The sequence below is a fragment of the Actinoplanes sp. NPDC089786 genome, from assembly GCF_040684855.1.
Taxonomy (GTDB): Bacteria; Actinomycetota; Actinomycetes; order Mycobacteriales; family Micromonosporaceae; genus Actinoplanes.
Window position 1 is genome coordinate 832,881 of sequence record NZ_JBFBGU010000001.1, and the last position, 14,726, is coordinate 847,606.

Here is a 14,726-nt window from a genome sequence, read left to right on the forward strand (position 1 = left end):
ACGTGAACCGCTTCGTTACGTCACGCGTAGTGCTGTGAGTAATCGTCGATGACCCGCGCGCGTCGCCCGTCCAGGGTCGGCCGTGACGGGAAGATGGTTACCGACCGTTTCTACGATGTGCTACCCCATAACTGTGCGGCAGCATGAAACGCGACTTCCCTAGGGGCGGAGGTTCTTACCGTGTCGGGTCGGACCGAGCTGCCGAGTGGGCTGGTGACCTTTATGTTCACCGACATCGAGGGCTCGACGCGTCTGGCCCAGATGCTCGGTGAGTCGTATGCAGCCGTGCTCGGCGCACACAGGAGTGTGCTTCGCGCTGCGCTGAGTAACTTTGGCGGCTACGAGCTCTTCACTGAGGGTGACTCCTTTTTCGTCGCCTTCGACGAGGCGCCGGCCGCCGTGGCCGCGTGCGTCGCTGCGCAGCGTGCACTCGCCGCACATGCCTGGCCGACCCCGGAGGCTCAGCCCCGGGTCCGGATGGGCCTGCACACCGGCTGGGCCCTGCCGGCCAACGGCGAGTACGTCAGCGCCGAGGTGCACCGGGCCGCCCGGGTGGCCTCGGCCGCGCACGGCAGCCAAGTGCTCTGCTCGGAGGCGACCGCGATGGCCGTCACCACCTGGCCCGCCGAACGAGGCGGCGCCGCGGTCAAGGCGGCGATGACCGGGGTCGACCTGCTCGACCTGGGCCCGCACAAGCTCCGTGGCTTCGACGACGCCGAGCGGCTGTTCCAGCTCGTCGCGAACGGGCTCGACCGCGAGTTCCCGAGGCCCCGCACCCCGGGCGCCCCGACGAACAACCTGCCGGCCGCGCTGACCCCGCTCGTGGGGCGGCGGCCCGAGCGGGACGAGCTGACCGCGCTGGTCGCCCGGCACCGGCTGGTCACCGTGGCCGGTCCCGGTGGCATCGGCAAGACCCGGCTGGCGCTGGCGGCCGCGGCCGAGCTGCTGATCGCGTACCCGGACGGGGTCTGGATCGTGGACGCGGCGAGCGCGACCGGCCCGACCGGCCTGCCCGGCGCGATCGCCCGCGCCCTGAGCCTGCGCCGCGAACCCGGCCGCCCGCTGCTGGACACGGTGCTCGAGGCCTGCGCCGAACGACGGTTGCTGCTGCTGATCGACACGGTCGACGCCGCGCCCCGGACGGTGGCCTCGGTGGTTCGCCGGCTGATCGCCGAATGCCCCGAGGTGGACGTGCTGGCCGCCGGCCGGGAGCCGCTCGACGTGCACGGCGAGCTGGTGTGGCGGGTGCCGCCGATGGCTCCGGCCGACGCGTACGCGCTGCTGAGCACCCGCACCACGGCGGCCCGTGGCGGCCGTCCGATCACCCGGGACGAGTCCGGTGACCTGGCCCGGGTGGCGTCCGGCCTGGACGGTTCCCCGCTGGCCCTGGAGCTGGCCGCGACCCGGCTGCGCCTGCTGACCGCGGCCGAGCTGGCCGGTCGCCTGGACGATCCGGCGTGGGCGCTCGACACCATGCGGGCGGGCGACCCGGGCGACCCGGACCAGCGGCACCGGAGCCTGACCGCCAGCCTGGACTGGTCGTACCGGACGCTCGGCGACGGCGCCTCGGGACTGCTGCGGCGGCTTGCCGTCTTCGCCGGCCCGGTGAATCTGTCCGCCGTGGAGTGGTGCGGCGACGACGCGCTGGCCGGGCTGACCGAGCTGGCCGACAAGTCTCTGATCGAGGTTCTGCCGGGGTCGCGCTACCGGCTTTCCCGGACCATCCGGGGGTACGCCACCCGCAAGCTGGCCGCCGCCGGTGACGAGTCGGCCGCCCGCAACCGGCACACCGCCTGGGCACTGCACACCCTGGACGGTGTCGCGGTGGACACCGACGGCCAGCCGCGCACCGTGTCGCTGGCCGAGGGCGCGCCCTACGTGGACGAGTGGCAGGCGGCCCTGCGCTGGTCCGCCGCCGAGGGCAGCGTGCGGGCCGGTCTGCGGCTGGCCGGCGCCCTGGACCCGTGGTGGCGTGAGCACGGCGGCGCCCGGGAGGGCCGCGACCTGCTCTACCGGTTGTACGGCCGGCTGGGCGGCCGGCACATCGCCCCGGCCGAGCTGGCGTCGGCCTATCTGGTGCACGCCGGCCTGGCCGACGACCGGGACGAGCGGGTCCGTTTCCTGGACCGGGCCGAGGATGTCGCCCGCCGCGCCGATCACCCGGGCCTGCTCGTGCGGGCGCTGGCCGGTCGCCGGATCGGGTTGGGCGCGGCCGAGGCCGAGCGGGTCTGCCGCGACGTGATCGCGCGCGCCGAGCGAACCGGTGTCCCGGCCGCCGCCCTGCCGACCGTGGTGGCGCTGGCCGAGCTGCTGTGGCGGAGGGACGCGCTCGACGAGGCGGCGGAGCTGCTCGGCGGCGCGCGCCAGGCCGAGGCCGGCCGCCCGTCGGATCGCGGACGGCGTACCGTCGACTGGCTTCTGGGTCTGATCGCCCTGCGCCGCGGCGACCTGGTGGCGGCCCACGATCACGTGGTGGTGGCGCTGCGGTCGCGGCTGCGGCACGGGTTCCGGGGCGGCACCGCGGACGCCGTCGCCGCGCTGGCCGTGCGCTGTGCGATGGGTGGCGACCACACCACGGCGGCGATGCTGTTCGGCGGCTCGGAGGGTGTGCGCGGGGTGCGCCGGACCGAGATGTTCGGGGCGTTCTGGGCCGAGCAGCAGGCCAAGTCCCGTGGCGCGATCGGCGACGCGGCGTTCGACGCGGCCTATGCGAACGGGGCCGATCAGGGCTTCGACCGGATCATCGCGGCCGCGCTGGCGGTCGAGCACCCCGATCTGGAGTACGGCTCGGTCCGATTCGCCCCGACCCTGCGATGACTCCGACCCTGCGATGACTCCGACCCTGCGATGACTCCGCCCCTGCGGTGACGCGGGGCCGCCGATCCGGCGACCCCGCATCCGGCCGGTCCGTTCAGTGAACGGCCGGCATCAGCTCGCGCGCGTGGTCGATGTCGGCCTGCTTGACCGCGGCGAGCGACCCGAAGTTCTTCACGGCCTGGTAGTAGATCCAGGCCAGGGCGTCGCACGGCGGCTGGAGCAGCCTGTTGTAGGTGTCGCAGACGCGCTGGAGGTCGGCGTGGAACGCCGAGTCGACCCGCGCCTTGTTGGCGTCGAAGGCGCCGATGGCCTTGTAGTTGCGGTACCCGAAGTCGTGGCGCCGGCAGGAGAGGTCGAAGTGGAAGCCGAGCGGGTTGTCGGGGCTGCTCGAGCACGAGTCGGTGGACCAGTCGAAGTTGTAGGACGCCCACGGGCCGTGGTTCAGGCGTGCCGCGTTCCAGGCGTTGTAGCTCGAGGCGGACGTCTGGGTCCAGCTCCTGATGACGTCGGCCTTGCTGGCGGCGGCCTGGGCGGCGACGCTCGGCGCGAGCACGGCGAGCACGGCGGTGAGGACCACGAGCGTACGGCGGATGTAACGAGTCATCGTCGACCTTCCAGCAACAACGGGCCCCTCGTGAGGGCCGAGGAAGGCCAGTCTTCGATCCGGAGCTTGCGATGTACAAGCCGGTCGATTTCTTTTGTTCGAACGATGAAGTAACTGATTGATGGGTGTTCCGTCACTGCGTGTCTTGTGCTGTCCTGGTCCAACGGGCCTCGCCCTGGCGGCTATCGTGAGCACGTGCACAGAGGCGCCCGATGATCCACTTACCGCTGGTCCGCCAAGGACCACTGCGGGCTCTCACCTCGCGGCTGGCCATTGCGGTCGGCCTGGTGCTGGTCACCGTGGCGATCGTCTACACCGGCCGGGACGGCTACCGGGACGTCAACGAGGACGGCCTGACCCTGCTCGACTGCTTCTACTACGCGGTCGTGTCGCTCTCCACGACCGGGTACGGCGACATCACGCCGGCCACCCCGCACGCGCGGCTCATCAACGTCCTGTTCATCACGCCGGCCCGCGTCCTCTTCCTGATCATCCTGGTCGGCACGACCCTCGAGGTCCTGACCGAGCAGTACCGCAAGGGCCTGCGTGTCGCGCGCTGGAGGCACAAGTTGAAGGACCACATCATCATCTGCGGGTACGGCACCAAGGGCGCCGCCGCGGTCAGCGCGCTGCTCGAGACCGGCTACGACAAGCGGCGCATCGTGCTGGTCGAGACCCGTCCCGAGGCGATCCGGCAGGCCACGGCCAACGGTCTGGCCATCATCGAGGGCAACGCCACCCGCTCGTCGGTGCTCAAGCAGGCGGACGTGCAGAACTGCAAGGCGGTGATCATCGCGACCGACAGCGACGAGGCGTCGGTGCTGATCACGTTGACCGTCCGCCAGCTCACCGCAGGTCAGGTGCGGATCATCGCCTCGGTCCGCGAGCAGGAGAACGCCGCCCTGCTCAAGCAGAGCGGCGCCCACCACGTGATCGTCAGCTCCGCGACCGCGGGCCGGCTGCTGGGCCTGACCACCACCGCGCCGCCGCTCATCGACGTGGTGGAAGACCTGCTCACCCCGGGTCAGGGCATGGCGCTGGCGATGCGGTCGGCCGAGCGGGCCGAGGTCGGTCGCAACCCGCGCCAGCTGGACACCCTGGTGGTGGCGCTGATCCGCCGCGGCAAGGTGGTGCCGCTGGGCGGGCCCGATCCGATGACGATCGAGACCGGCGACATGCTCGTCTACATCCGCGACGAGAACGCGTCCGTCGCCGGCCTCTCCATCTGACGTTCTAGAGGATTGTCCAGGTGTCGCCCGAGGTCAGCAGCTCGGAGAGCATGCCCTCGGGGGTGCCGGTGGCCTGCGACCGGGCGTCGAGCAACTGCTTCTGCACGATCTCGTCGTAGGACGGCCGCCGCACCGAACGGAACACCCCGATCGGCGTGGTGTTCAGGTCGGAGCCGGAGAGCCGGCTGAGCGCGAACGCGTAGGCCGGGTCGTCGACGGTCGGGTCGTGGACGATCGCGTCGCCGCCTTCCTGCACCTGGAGCCCGAAGCTGCCCTCGGGGTGCACGACGGAGAAGCGGCCCTCGGGCCCGAACGTGATCGGCTGGCCCTGCTCCAGGCGGATCAGGTGGTCGTCACGGGTGCCCGGGTCCTTGATCAGCTCGAACGCGTTGTCGTTGAAGATGTTGCAGTTCTGGTAGATCTCCACGAACGCCGAACCCTCGTGCTCGGCCGCCGCGCGCAGCACCGACTGGAGGTGCTTGCGGTCCGAGTCGATGGTGCGGGCCACGAAGGTCGCCTCGGCGCCCAGCGCCAGCGACAGTGGATTGAACGGCGAGTCGGCCGACCCGGACGGCGTCGACTTGGTGATCTTCCCGATCTCCGACGTCGGCGAGTACTGCCCCTTGGTCAGACCGTAGATCCGGTTGTTGAACAGCAGGATCTTCAGGTTGACGTTGCGGCGCAGGGCGTGGATCAGGTGGTTGCCGCCGATCGACAGCGCGTCGCCGTCGCCGGTGACGACCCAGACCGACAGGTCGGGGCGGGACGCCGACAGACCGGTCGCGATCGCCGGCGCGCGCCCGTGGATCGAGTGCAGACCGTACGTGTTCATGTAGTACGGGAAGCGCGACGAGCAGCCGATCCCGGACACGAAGACGGTGTTCTCCCGGGCGATGCCCAGCTCGGGCATGAACTGCTGGACCGCGGCCAGGATGGCGTAGTCACCGCAGCCGGGGCACCAGCGGACCTCCTGGTCGGACTTGAAGTCCTTCGCGGTCAACTTCACCGGCGTCAACGGGATGGAGGTGCTAACCATTCTTGACCACGTCCTCGAGCATGTTCTCCAGCGTCGCGGCCGTGAAGGGAAGACCGCTGACCTGGTTGAAGGGAATCGCGTCGACGAGGTATCTCGCGCGGATGACGTGGGCCAGCTGACCCAGGTTCATCTCGGGGATCACCACCTTGTCGTACGCCTTGAGCACCTCGCCGAGGTTGGCCGGCATCGGGTTCAGGTGGCGCAGGTGGGCCTGGGCGATCGGCAGGCCACGCTGGCGCAGCGCCCGGCAGGCGGCGCCGATCGGACCGTACGTCGAGCCCCAGCCCAGCACCAGCACCCGGGAGTCGTCGTCCGGGTCTTCCACCTCGACGTCCGGCACCGGGATCGACTCGATCCGCTCGGCCCGGATCCGCACCATGAACTCGTGGTTGGCCGGGTCGTACGAGATGTCGCCGGTCTTGTCGGCCTTCTCCAGGCCACCGATGCGGTGTTGCAGGCCGGGCGTGCCCGGGATCGCCCACGGCCGGGCCAGCGTCTCGGGGTCGCGCAGGTAGGGCAGGAAGCGCCCGTCGTCGGCGTTCGGCTCGCGGGCGAAGTCGACGGTGAGATCGGGCAGCTCGCCGATCTCGGGCAGCAGCCACGGCTCGGACCCGTTCGCCACGTAGTTGTCGCTGAGCAGGATGACCGGGGTGCGGTAGGTCAACGCGATGCGGACCGCCTCGAGCGCCGCGTGGAAGCAGTCGGACGGCGACTTGGGCGCGATTACCGCGAGCGGCGCCTCGCCGTGCCGGCCGTACAGGGCCATGTTGAGGTCGGCCTGCTCGGTCTTGGTCGGCATGCCGGTGGACGGGCCGGCCCGTTGCACGTCGACGATGACCAGCGGCAGTTCCAGCGCGATGGCCAGCGAGATGGTCTCGCCCTTGAGCGCCACACCCGGGCCCGAGGTGGTGGTCACGCCGATCGCGCCGCCGTACGACGCGCCCAGCGCCGCGCCGATCGCCGCGATCTCGTCTTCCGCCTGCATCGTGGTGATGCCGAACCGCTTGTGCTTGGACAGCTCGTGCAGGATGTCGGAGGCCGGGGTGATCGGGTAGGCGCCCAGGAACATCGGGAGCTTGGCCCGCACGCTCGCGGCCACCAGCCCGAGTGCCAGGGCGGCGTTGCCGGTGATGTTCCGGTAGGTGCCCGGGCGCATCTTGGCCGGCTTCACCTCGTACCGCACCGAGAAGTCCTCGGTCGTCTCGCCGAAGTTCCAGCCGGCCTGGAACGCCGCCTTGTTGGCCGCCACGAGGTCGGGCCGCTTGGCGAACTTGCGCTCCAGGAACCGCAGCGTGGACTCGAACGGCCGCGAGTACATCCAGCTCAGCAGGCCGAGGGCGAACATGTTCTTGGCCCGCTCGGCGTCCTTCTTGGCGATGTTGAGGTCGGCCAGCGCCCCGATCGTCATCGAGGTCAGCGCGACCGGGTGCAGGACGTAGCCGGACAGCGAGCCGTCTTCGAGCGGGCTCACCGCGTAGCCCACCTTGGCCAGGTTGCGCTTGGTGAACTCGTCGGTGTTGACGATGATGTCGGCGCCGGACGGCAGGTCGGAGAGGTTGGCCTTGAGCGCGGCCGGGTTCATCGCGACCAGCACGTTGGGCGCGTCGCCGGGGGTCAGGATGTCGTAGTCGGCGAAGTGCACCTGGAAACTGGAGACCCCGGGCAGCGTCCCGGCCGGTGCGCGGATCTCGGCGGGGAAGTTCGGCAACGTGGAGATGTCGTTGCCCAGCTGTGCGGTCTCGGACGTGAATCGGTCCCCGGTGAGCTGCATGCCGTCGCCGGAGTCGCCGGCGAACCGGATGACCACGCGGTCCAGCTGCTCGACCAGTTTCGTGGGATGCGAAATCCCATCGACCTCGGCCACTTTCGTCACCCTCCCGTGCGTCAGTTCCAGCCTACGTCGCCAGTCCTTACCACCGTTGGTCGAGGAGCCTGTCCGATCAAAGACCGTTGACCACAGTAGCCAGGCGCGGCACGGTGTCCCAATCGTGTCTCGGCAGACGGATGGCTAGGCTGACAGACGTGCAGGGCTACCTGGGTACGTACGCCACACTCGGCCTCGTCCTTCTCGCTGGGGTGCTGGTGTTCGTCGGCGCGTTCGGGGCCAACCGGCTGCTGAGCCCGTCCTCGCCGGCCGAGCCGTCCGGCAAGCGAATCGCCTACGAAAGTGGCATGGATCCGGTCGGTGGCGACTGGGCTCAGGCCCAGATTCGCTATTACGTGTACGCGTACCTTTATGTCCTTTTCGCCGTCGAGGCGGTGTTCCTGTTCCCCTGGGCGGTGGTCTTCGACCGGCCCGGGTTCGGCCTGGTCACGGTGGCCGAGATGGGCATCTTCGTGGCCGTGCTGGCGCTGGGCATCCTCTACGCGTGGCGCAAGCGCATCCTGTCCTGGACGTGAGAGGGGTGGCGCATTCGCGGCCCGGCGTCCGTCGTGCCACGATCTGATCCATGGGTCAGGTTCTGCTCTTCCTGGTCGTGGCGCTGGTGGTCGCCGCGATCATCTTCGGTGTGACCGTGATGATCGGCGGTGGCGACTCGGGGCTGACCCCGACCGAGCCGGACGGCCGGGCGTTGCCGCTGCCCGGCGACCGTCCGCTGGGCGAGGAGGACGTGGTGGGCACCCGGTTCGACACCGCGTTCCGCGGTTACCGGATGGCGCAGGTCGACCAGGCGCTGCAGCGGGCGGCGTACGACATCGGCTACAAGGGCGAGCTGATCAGCGTCCTCGAGGCCGAGGTGACCGCACTGCGCGAGGGGCGCCTGGCCGACGCCGACACGCTGCGCCGGGCCCGTGAGGCGGCCATCGCCCCGCCCGCGGCGCCGGCCACCCTCCCCGCGGCCGACGTGCCGCCACCCGACCGGCCGGCCGACGTCCTGCAGGACGCCAGGACCGCCGAGGAGAACGCGTGAGCGACGACGCCGCCCAGCCCGGCTCGGGTGAGATCACCGCCACGGTCATCGTGAACGCGCCGGTGGAACGGGTGTTCAACGCCTTCATCGACTGGCCCAGCCAGTCCGAGTGGATCCCGTTCACCAAGGTGCGGGTGGTCGAGGGCGACGGGCTCGAGGGCAGCCTGGTCGAGGCGGTCACCGCGCTCGGCCCCGCGGTGCTGCGGGACGAGCTCCGGGTGGTCCGGGTCGATCGGCCGTACGAGGTGCGGGTCGTGCACGAGGGCAAGGTGCTGCGGGGCCCGGGCTCGATGAGGTGTACGCCGATGACCGGCAACCGCACCCAGATGGTCATGCACGAGTGGTTCCACCTGCCCGGCGGCACGGCCGGGAAGCTCGCCTGGCCGGTGCTGTGGCCCGGGTCGAAGATCGGCTTCACCGGGGCGCTGCGCCGCTTCGGGCGGATGGTCGAGCAGGGCCGGCTCGGCGCCTGACCGTTCTGTCGTACCCCGGCCCTACGGTTGTCGACATGACGGAGACGGGTCTGGTGGCCGGCGAGGACGGGCGCCTGCGCTGCTTCTGGGGTGTGAGCACCCCCGACTACGTGGCTTATCACGACACCGAGTGGGGCCGCCCGGTGCGCACCGACGACGGGCTCTTCGAGCGGATGACCCTCGAGGCGTTCCAGTCCGGCCTGGCCTGGATCACCATCCTGCGCAAGCGGCCGGCCTTCCGCGCGGCCTTCGCCGGTTTCGAGATCGGCAAGGTGGCGGCGTTCGGCGAGGCCGACGCCACCCGGCTGATGGCCGACACCGGCATCGTGCGTAACCGGATGAAGGTCGACGCCGCCCTGCACAACGCCCGGGTGGCCGCCGACCTCGACGAGGGGCTGGCCGCGTTCGTCTGGTCGTTCGCGCCGCCACCGCGTCCGCGCCCGGCCTCCCGCGCCGAGGTGCCGGCCCTGACGCCCGAGTCCACCGCGATGGCCAAGGCGCTCAAGAAGCGTGGTTTCAAGTTCGTCGGACCCACCACGGCATACGCGTTGATGCAGGCCACCGGCATGGTCGACGACCACATCGCCGGGTGCTGCGTCCCACCGGCGGCGCCCTGACGAGCGCGTGGTTCGATGGTGCGCATGGCGCAGTGGGCGGTGATCATTCCGGCAGACCGGTGGGCGACCGAGAGGTTGTACGAGCGAGACATCCTGCCCGTTGACGCCGCCGGCCCTGCGGCCGGCGCCTCCCCGGGTGACGAGGCGATCCTCCTCACCGGCGACGACGATCAACACCACGCGGTCGCGCTGGGCCGGTTCACCGCGCCCGGCGAGATCAGCTACACCCGCCGCGCCTTCGACGAGCCGGTGCCGGCCGACGACCTCAAGCTCACCGAATCGGTCACGGCCCTCGACGCCGAGTCGTTCGACCGCGTCGCGACCCGCATCGGCCGGCCCGTCGCCCGCACACCGTGGCTGGTCAGCGTGGCCATGCCGATCGAGGCGGCCACCCCGGCCGAGGCGGTGCGCCAGTTCTGGACCTACGTGGCCGAGCTCGGTCCGGCCGAGCTGCCGGCGTTCGTCTGGCCCTCCGGCGACGACCTGGCCATGCAGGCCTTCGTCCTCGGCGTCGAGGCGAATCAAGACCCGGAAGAGGAAGACGAGGACGACGACTGAAAACGGCCCCCGCCGCGGCGGGGGCCGTTTCTCGATCGGTCCGGTCAGCCGCCCAGTGAGCCGGCCGCCGAGGCGATGTTCGCGGCGAAGTAGCTCACCTGCGAGTAGACGCCCGGCTTGTTCGGGCGGGCACAGCCCTCGCCCCAGCTGACGATGCCGACCTGGATCCAGGCGTTGGCGGAGTCGCGGCGGAACATCGGCCCGCCGGAGTCGCCCTGGCAGGTGTCCACGCCGCCCTGGGTGTACCCGGCGCAGATCTCGTCGGTCGCGATGACCGAGCCGTTGTACATCGTGCGGGAGTTGCAGGTCGTGTCGCTGACGAACGGCACGGTGGCCTTGAGCAGGTAGCGCTGCTGGGCGCCGCCCTCGCTGGCCGAGCCCCAGCCGGCGATGGTGAACGTGCCGGTGTCGTACGCCGAGGTGGTCGCGATCTTCAGCGTGGGCAGGGTGGTGACCGGGCTGGCCAGCCGGATCAGCGCCCAGTCCTTGCCGTTGCCGTTGTAGCCGGGCGCCCGGTAGACGTAGTTCGAGCGGACCTGGATGCGGCCCGACGTGTTCTGCAGGTCGACCACGCCGAGGGTGGCCGTGATGCTGGTGTTCGCGCCGGTCGCCCCGACGCAGTGCGCCGCGGTGAGGACCAGCCTCGGGCTGTAGAGCGCGCCGCCGCAGCCCATCGACAACCGCACCATGAACGGGAACTCACCCTGCGCCGCGCGGGTGCCGCCGACGACCTGAGGGGTGACCACGCCGCCACCCGGGTCCGGCGGCGCCGCCGCGGCCGGTGAGGAGAACATCGTCGCCGCCGTGACCGCGGCCGCCGCCACGGCCAGAAGATTGCGCCACCTTGCCATCCGGTTCCTCCACATCAACGAGTAGTCGATGGGAGAACCTAAACATTCATTCAGGTGGATATGGCCATCTCAGGCGGGTCATATCACCTGCCGCTGAAGGTCGGCTTCGCCTTTGACAGGAAGGACGTGACGGCGTTCTGGTGGTCGTCGGTGCCGCCACAGATCGCCTGGGCCTGGGCCTCGGCCGCGAGCGCGTCGGAGAGCGTCCCGGCGTCCCCGATGGACAGCTCCCGCTTGATCGCGCCGTAGGCCACCGTGGGTCCCGCGGCCAGCCGGGCGCCGAGCTCCTGCGCCGCCGTCAGCACCTGCTCGTCGTCCTCGACGAGGCGGGAGAGCAGACCCATCTGGTACGCCGCCTCGGCGCGCACCGGCTCGGCCAGCAGCAGCAGTTCCAGGGCCCGGGCATGCCCGACGATGCGCGGCAGCGACCACGACACGCCGGTGTCCCCGGCCAGGCCGACATTGGCGAACGCCATCAGGATCGAGGTGGACGGCCCGCCGATCCGGAAGTCGCAGAGCAGGCTGATGCCGGCGCCCGCACCGGCCGCCGAACCCCGGATCGCGGCCACGACCGGCTTGGGCATGTTCGCCAGCCGCTGGGCGATCGGGTTGTAGTGCTTGCGGACCGTGTCGATCTCGGTGTGACCCTGCTTCAGCAGCTCGGCGTGCTCACGCAGGTCTTGCCCGACGCAGAAGGCCCGCCCCGCGCCGGCCAGCACGATCGCCCGGCAGGACCGGTCGGTCTCCAGCTGGGCCAGCGTGTCCCGCAGCGCCTCCTTCAGGTCCACGTCGAGCGAGTTCATCGAGGCCGGCCGGTTCAGGGTGAGCGTGACGACGGCGTCGGTGCGGTCGACGAGAAGGGAGTCGGTCATGACTCAGAGAATCCCACACGAGCGCCTCTACTGATCCCCCCGAGGCATCGCTCGACGTAGCGCTCCGCGGCGGGCCGGAGCCGGGTGGCGTGCCGGTCGACGAAGCCGGCCGCGCCGACGCCCGGCCAGCGTGGCGGGAGCAGGGCCGTGGGCAGCTGCGGGTCGCGGGCCAGGGAGCGGCGCCAGTGGTGGACCAGGCCGACGCGGGCGGTGTACGCCTCCTCGTCGCTGCTGCGCGCGTTGATCGCGCCGACGATCGGGCGCTGTTCGGCGACGAAGTCCTCGTAGGCGCGGCCGATGCCGGCCAGGTCCCAGGCACGGCGGACCACGTCGGCGGCGCCGCTGGTGCCGGCCGGGTGCCCGGCGCTGAACCGCTCGTACCGGACCTGAGCGGCCTCCAGGAGGGCCAGCGCCTCGTCGGCCGGGCGCGGGGCGACCCAGGCGTGTTCGCTCAGCCGGCCGTACCCCAGGGCGGTCAGCCGGGTCGCCTCGGCGCGACCGACCGGTGCGTACGGAAGAATCAGGTCGAACCGGCCGTCCCACCCGGACCGGCCGCTCCGCGCGATCCGCGCCGACGTCTCATCGAGTCTGCGCGCCGCCTGCGGCGTCAGCGAATAGCCTGGTCCGGAGGCCAGCCGCAGCGGGCGCAACCAGCCCTGGCGGACCATCCGGGAGACGGCGGTACGCACCGCCGGGGCCGCGATGTCGAGCGGAGCGAGCAGTTTGACCAGCGCCGAGACCGGTGCGCGACCGCCGCGGGGACGCAGGTAATCGCCGTAGACCTCGAAGAGTGCCGGCCGCGCCCGCATGAGCGCACATTGTGACAGTCGCAAAGGCGATATGCTAGACGCTGTCACATCCGCCCGGGCTGGGTTTGGGTTCGCCGGTGTTCATCAGGGAAAATGTTTGATCGGCACGGTGGGCCAGGGTCGCGGTGGCACGCGACGGGTCTGCACGGCCGCCGGTCGGAGAACGAAATAACGGCGTCATGTGGGGCTGAGCACATGGCGTTGAGTAGTGGCTGTGGGGCAACCCACCGACCCTGATGTAGGTCTGAGGGGAGACAAGATGGCGGCGATGAAGCCGCGGACGGGCGACGGTCCGCTGGAGGTCACCAAGGAAGGGCGGGGCATCGTCATGCGCGTCCCGCTGGAGGGCGGTGGCCGTCTCGTCGTTGAGATGACTCCGGACGAGGCCAATGCCCTCGGTGACGCGTTGAAGTCGATCGTCGGCTGATAAGAACGCGAGCCCGCCGATGCGTCTGGCGCATCGGCGGGCTTTCCGTGTCCGGATCGGCGGGCTTTCCCCCGCCGGCCGGGCTTCCATGTCGGTAAGGGGAGGCGGCGGCTTTGTTCGCCATCAGGTTGGCAAGCGACGCGGGACAACCGACGCGGGTGGTCCTGGTGGACGCGGCGGGCACACCGCTGGGCGGCGACGACGAGGTCGCGGCCTGGTGCCGGATCGCCGACGATCCGGGCGCGGCCGGCCGGATCGAGGTGCTGCCGCGGCCGCTGCGTACGCCGGCGAAGGTGATCCTGGCCGGTCTCGGCGACGGTGACTACCGCGCGGCGGGCGCGGCGGCCGTCGGCGCCGTGCCGGGCGACGAGGAGATCCAGATCGTCGTGCCCGACGGCGCCACCGCCGAGCAGGTGCGCGACCTGGCCGAGGGCGCGTGGTTCGCCGGCTACCGGTTCCGCGAGGCGCCGACCGGCCCGCGGACCGCGGCGGTCGACCTGGTCACGACCGATGACGGGTACGCCGACGCGATCGCCGCCGCCCGCGCCGTGGCCGAGGCGGTCTGGCTGGCCCGCGACCTCACCAACATGCCCTCGTCGACCAAGAACCCGGCCTGGTTCGCCGGTCAGGTGGTGGCCGCGGCCGCGACCCGGCCCGGCCTCGAGGTGATCGTCCGCGAGCCCGAGCAGCTGGCCGAGGAGGGCTTCGGCGGCATCCTGGCGGTCGGCGGCGCGTCGGCCACCCCGCCCCGGCTGGTCGAGCTGCGCTGGGCGCCGGCCGGCGCGACCCGCCACGTGGTGCTGGTCGGCAAGGGCATCACCTTCGACACCGGCGGCATCTCGATCAAGACCCGCGACGGCATGAAGCTGATGAAGAAGGACATGGGCGGCGCGGCCTCGGTGATCGCGGCCACGCTGGCCGCGGCCGACCTGAATCTTCCGGTCCGCGTGACCACGCTGGCCCCGCTGGCCGAGAACGCGGTCGGTGACAACGCCTACCGGCCCGGCGACGTGATCACCCACTACGACGGCACGACCAGCGAGACCACCAACTCGGACGCCGAGGGCCGGCTGGTCCTGGCCGACGCGCTGGGTTACGCGGTGAGCCGGCTCGACCCCGACGTGGTGATCGACCTGGCCACCCTGACCGGCGCCAACGCGGTCGCCCTGGGCAAGGGCCTGGCCGCGATGTACACCCACGACGATGATCTGGCGGCGGCGCTGGTGGCGGCGGGCTCAGCGGCCGGCGAGGGCATGTGGCGGCTGCCGCTGCCCGACGACTACGTCGAGTACCTCCGCTCGGACATCGCCGACCGGCACAGCTCCCCGGCCCAGGGCGCCGGCTCGGTGGTCGCCGCGCTCTACCTGCGCGAGTTCCTCGGCGACAAGGCCGCCAACTGGGCCCACTTCGACATGTCGGCGCCGTCCTGGTCCGACCGCACGTCGGGCGACCTGGTCAAGGGCGCCACCGGCTGGGGCGTCCGCACCCTGGTCCGCTACCTGGCCGCGCTGTCCTGACGGC

14 protein-coding genes and 1 pseudogene are annotated in these 14,726 nt (G+C 71.2%); 9 read left to right on the top strand and 6 right to left on the bottom strand.

Going from position 1 to position 14,726, the window contains the following annotated elements:
- Positions 1-180: 180 nt before the first annotated feature.
- Complete coding sequence (locus AB0O15_RS04020) at positions 181-2,817, top strand: adenylate/guanylate cyclase domain-containing protein (RefSeq protein ID WP_364313704.1); 2,637 nt, start codon at positions 181-183, stop codon at positions 2,815-2,817.
- 94 nt (positions 2,818-2,911) lie between these two features.
- On the opposite strand, the gene AB0O15_RS04025 is transcribed toward AB0O15_RS04020, so the two are convergent.
- Positions 2,912-3,421 carry a phospholipase gene (locus tag AB0O15_RS04025; RefSeq protein ID WP_364313707.1) on the bottom strand — a complete coding sequence of 170 codons (510 nt, stop codon included), beginning with the start codon at positions 3,419-3,421 and terminating at the stop codon, positions 2,912-2,914.
- Between the two features lie 212 nt (positions 3,422-3,633).
- Between AB0O15_RS04025 and AB0O15_RS04030 the strand changes: the two genes are divergently transcribed.
- Entirely contained in the window at positions 3,634-4,650 is a 1,017-nt protein-coding gene (locus tag AB0O15_RS04030) for an NAD-binding protein (protein WP_364313710.1), read from the top strand.
- Positions 4,651-4,654: 4 nt separating this feature from the next.
- On the opposite strand, the gene AB0O15_RS04035 is transcribed toward AB0O15_RS04030, so the two are convergent.
- Together AB0O15_RS04035 and AB0O15_RS04040 are read right to left on the bottom strand one after the other, a co-directional pair.
- The gene (locus AB0O15_RS04035; RefSeq protein ID WP_364313713.1) at positions 4,655-5,686 is read right to left on the bottom strand and encodes a 2-oxoacid:ferredoxin oxidoreductase subunit beta; all 1,032 of its coding nucleotides are present in this window, start codon (positions 5,684-5,686) and stop codon (positions 4,655-4,657) included.
- Positions 5,679-7,532, bottom strand: a complete 1,854-nt coding sequence (locus AB0O15_RS04040; RefSeq protein WP_364317023.1) for a 2-oxoacid:acceptor oxidoreductase subunit alpha — start codon at positions 7,530-7,532, stop codon at positions 5,679-5,681. Before AB0O15_RS04040 ends, AB0O15_RS04035 begins: the two co-directional genes overlap by 8 nt.
- Before the next feature lie 176 nt (positions 7,533-7,708).
- Here AB0O15_RS04040 and ndhC point away from each other — a divergent pair, with 176 nt between their 5' ends.
- From ndhC to AB0O15_RS04065, 5 genes and pseudogenes are all read left to right on the top strand, one after another.
- A complete protein-coding gene (ndhC, locus tag AB0O15_RS04045; protein WP_364317026.1) occupies positions 7,709-8,086 on the top strand; it encodes an NADH-quinone oxidoreductase subunit A in 378 nt (125 codons plus the stop codon).
- Between the two features lie 50 nt (positions 8,087-8,136).
- A pseudogene (locus AB0O15_RS04050) lies at positions 8,137-8,508 on the top strand (DivIVA domain-containing protein); the annotation flags it as partial.
- Between the two features lie 86 nt (positions 8,509-8,594).
- The gene (locus AB0O15_RS04055; RefSeq protein ID WP_364313716.1) at positions 8,595-9,071 is read left to right on the top strand and encodes an SRPBCC family protein; all 477 of its coding nucleotides are present in this window, start codon (positions 8,595-8,597) and stop codon (positions 9,069-9,071) included.
- A gap of 35 nt (positions 9,072-9,106) precedes the next feature.
- Entirely contained in the window at positions 9,107-9,688 is a 582-nt protein-coding gene (locus AB0O15_RS04060) for a DNA-3-methyladenine glycosylase I (RefSeq protein ID WP_364313718.1), read from the top strand.
- Positions 9,689-9,712: 24 nt separating this feature from the next.
- On the top strand, positions 9,713-10,246 hold the full coding sequence (locus AB0O15_RS04065) for a hypothetical protein (RefSeq protein ID WP_364313721.1): 534 nt from the start codon (positions 9,713-9,715) through the stop codon (positions 10,244-10,246).
- A 44-nt stretch (positions 10,247-10,290) separates the two neighbouring features.
- Here the strand turns inward: AB0O15_RS04065 and AB0O15_RS04070 are convergent, their stop codons facing one another.
- From AB0O15_RS04070 to AB0O15_RS04080, 3 genes are all read right to left on the bottom strand, one after another.
- Positions 10,291-11,097, bottom strand: a complete 807-nt coding sequence (locus AB0O15_RS04070) for a serine protease (protein ID WP_364313723.1) — start codon at positions 11,095-11,097, stop codon at positions 10,291-10,293.
- 83 nt (positions 11,098-11,180) lie between these two features.
- Positions 11,181-11,969, bottom strand: coding sequence for an enoyl-CoA hydratase-related protein (locus AB0O15_RS04075; RefSeq protein WP_364313725.1), 789 nt, complete (start codon positions 11,967-11,969; stop codon positions 11,181-11,183).
- A complete protein-coding gene (locus tag AB0O15_RS04080) occupies positions 11,966-12,778 on the bottom strand; it encodes a PaaX family transcriptional regulator C-terminal domain-containing protein (protein WP_364313727.1) in 813 nt (270 codons plus the stop codon). Before AB0O15_RS04080 ends, AB0O15_RS04075 begins: the two co-directional genes overlap by 4 nt.
- Positions 12,779-13,037: 259 nt before the next feature.
- Here AB0O15_RS04080 and AB0O15_RS04085 point away from each other — a divergent pair, with 259 nt between their 5' ends.
- Together AB0O15_RS04085 and AB0O15_RS04090 are read left to right on the top strand one after the other, a co-directional pair.
- Positions 13,038-13,205, top strand: coding sequence for a DUF3117 domain-containing protein (locus AB0O15_RS04085; protein ID WP_285683996.1), 168 nt, complete (start codon positions 13,038-13,040; stop codon positions 13,203-13,205).
- 188 nt (positions 13,206-13,393) lie between these two features.
- Positions 13,394-14,722 (top strand): leucyl aminopeptidase family protein, encoded by a 1,329-nt coding sequence (locus tag AB0O15_RS04090; RefSeq protein ID WP_364317029.1) that lies wholly within the window; start codon positions 13,394-13,396, stop codon positions 14,720-14,722.
- Positions 14,723-14,726: the final 4 nt, after the last annotated feature.

What these genes read in the sequence shown, in the direction of transcription:
- AB0O15_RS04025 (WP_364313707.1), bottom strand. Translation starts at nt 3,421, where the DNA reads ATGACTCGTTACATCCGCCGTACGCTCGTGGTCCTCACCGCCGTGCTC.
- AB0O15_RS04030 (WP_364313710.1), top strand. Translation starts at nt 3,634, where the DNA reads ATGATCCACTTACCGCTGGTCCGCCAAGGACCACTGCGGGCTCTCACC.
- AB0O15_RS04035 (WP_364313713.1), bottom strand. Translation starts at nt 5,686, where the DNA reads ATGGTTAGCACCTCCATCCCGTTGACGCCGGTGAAGTTGACCGCGAAG.
- AB0O15_RS04060 (WP_364313718.1), top strand. Translation starts at nt 9,107, where the DNA reads ATGACGGAGACGGGTCTGGTGGCCGGCGAGGACGGGCGCCTGCGCTGC.
- AB0O15_RS04065 (WP_364313721.1), top strand. Translation starts at nt 9,713, where the DNA reads ATGGCGCAGTGGGCGGTGATCATTCCGGCAGACCGGTGGGCGACCGAG.
- AB0O15_RS04070 (WP_364313723.1), bottom strand. Translation starts at nt 11,097, where the DNA reads ATGGCAAGGTGGCGCAATCTTCTGGCCGTGGCGGCGGCCGCGGTCACG.
- AB0O15_RS04075 (WP_364313725.1), bottom strand. Translation starts at nt 11,969, where the DNA reads ATGACCGACTCCCTTCTCGTCGACCGCACCGACGCCGTCGTCACGCTC.
- AB0O15_RS04080 (WP_364313727.1), bottom strand. Translation starts at nt 12,778, where the DNA reads ATGCGGGCGCGGCCGGCACTCTTCGAGGTCTACGGCGATTACCTGCGT.
- AB0O15_RS04085 (WP_285683996.1), top strand. Translation starts at nt 13,038, where the DNA reads ATGGCGGCGATGAAGCCGCGGACGGGCGACGGTCCGCTGGAGGTCACC.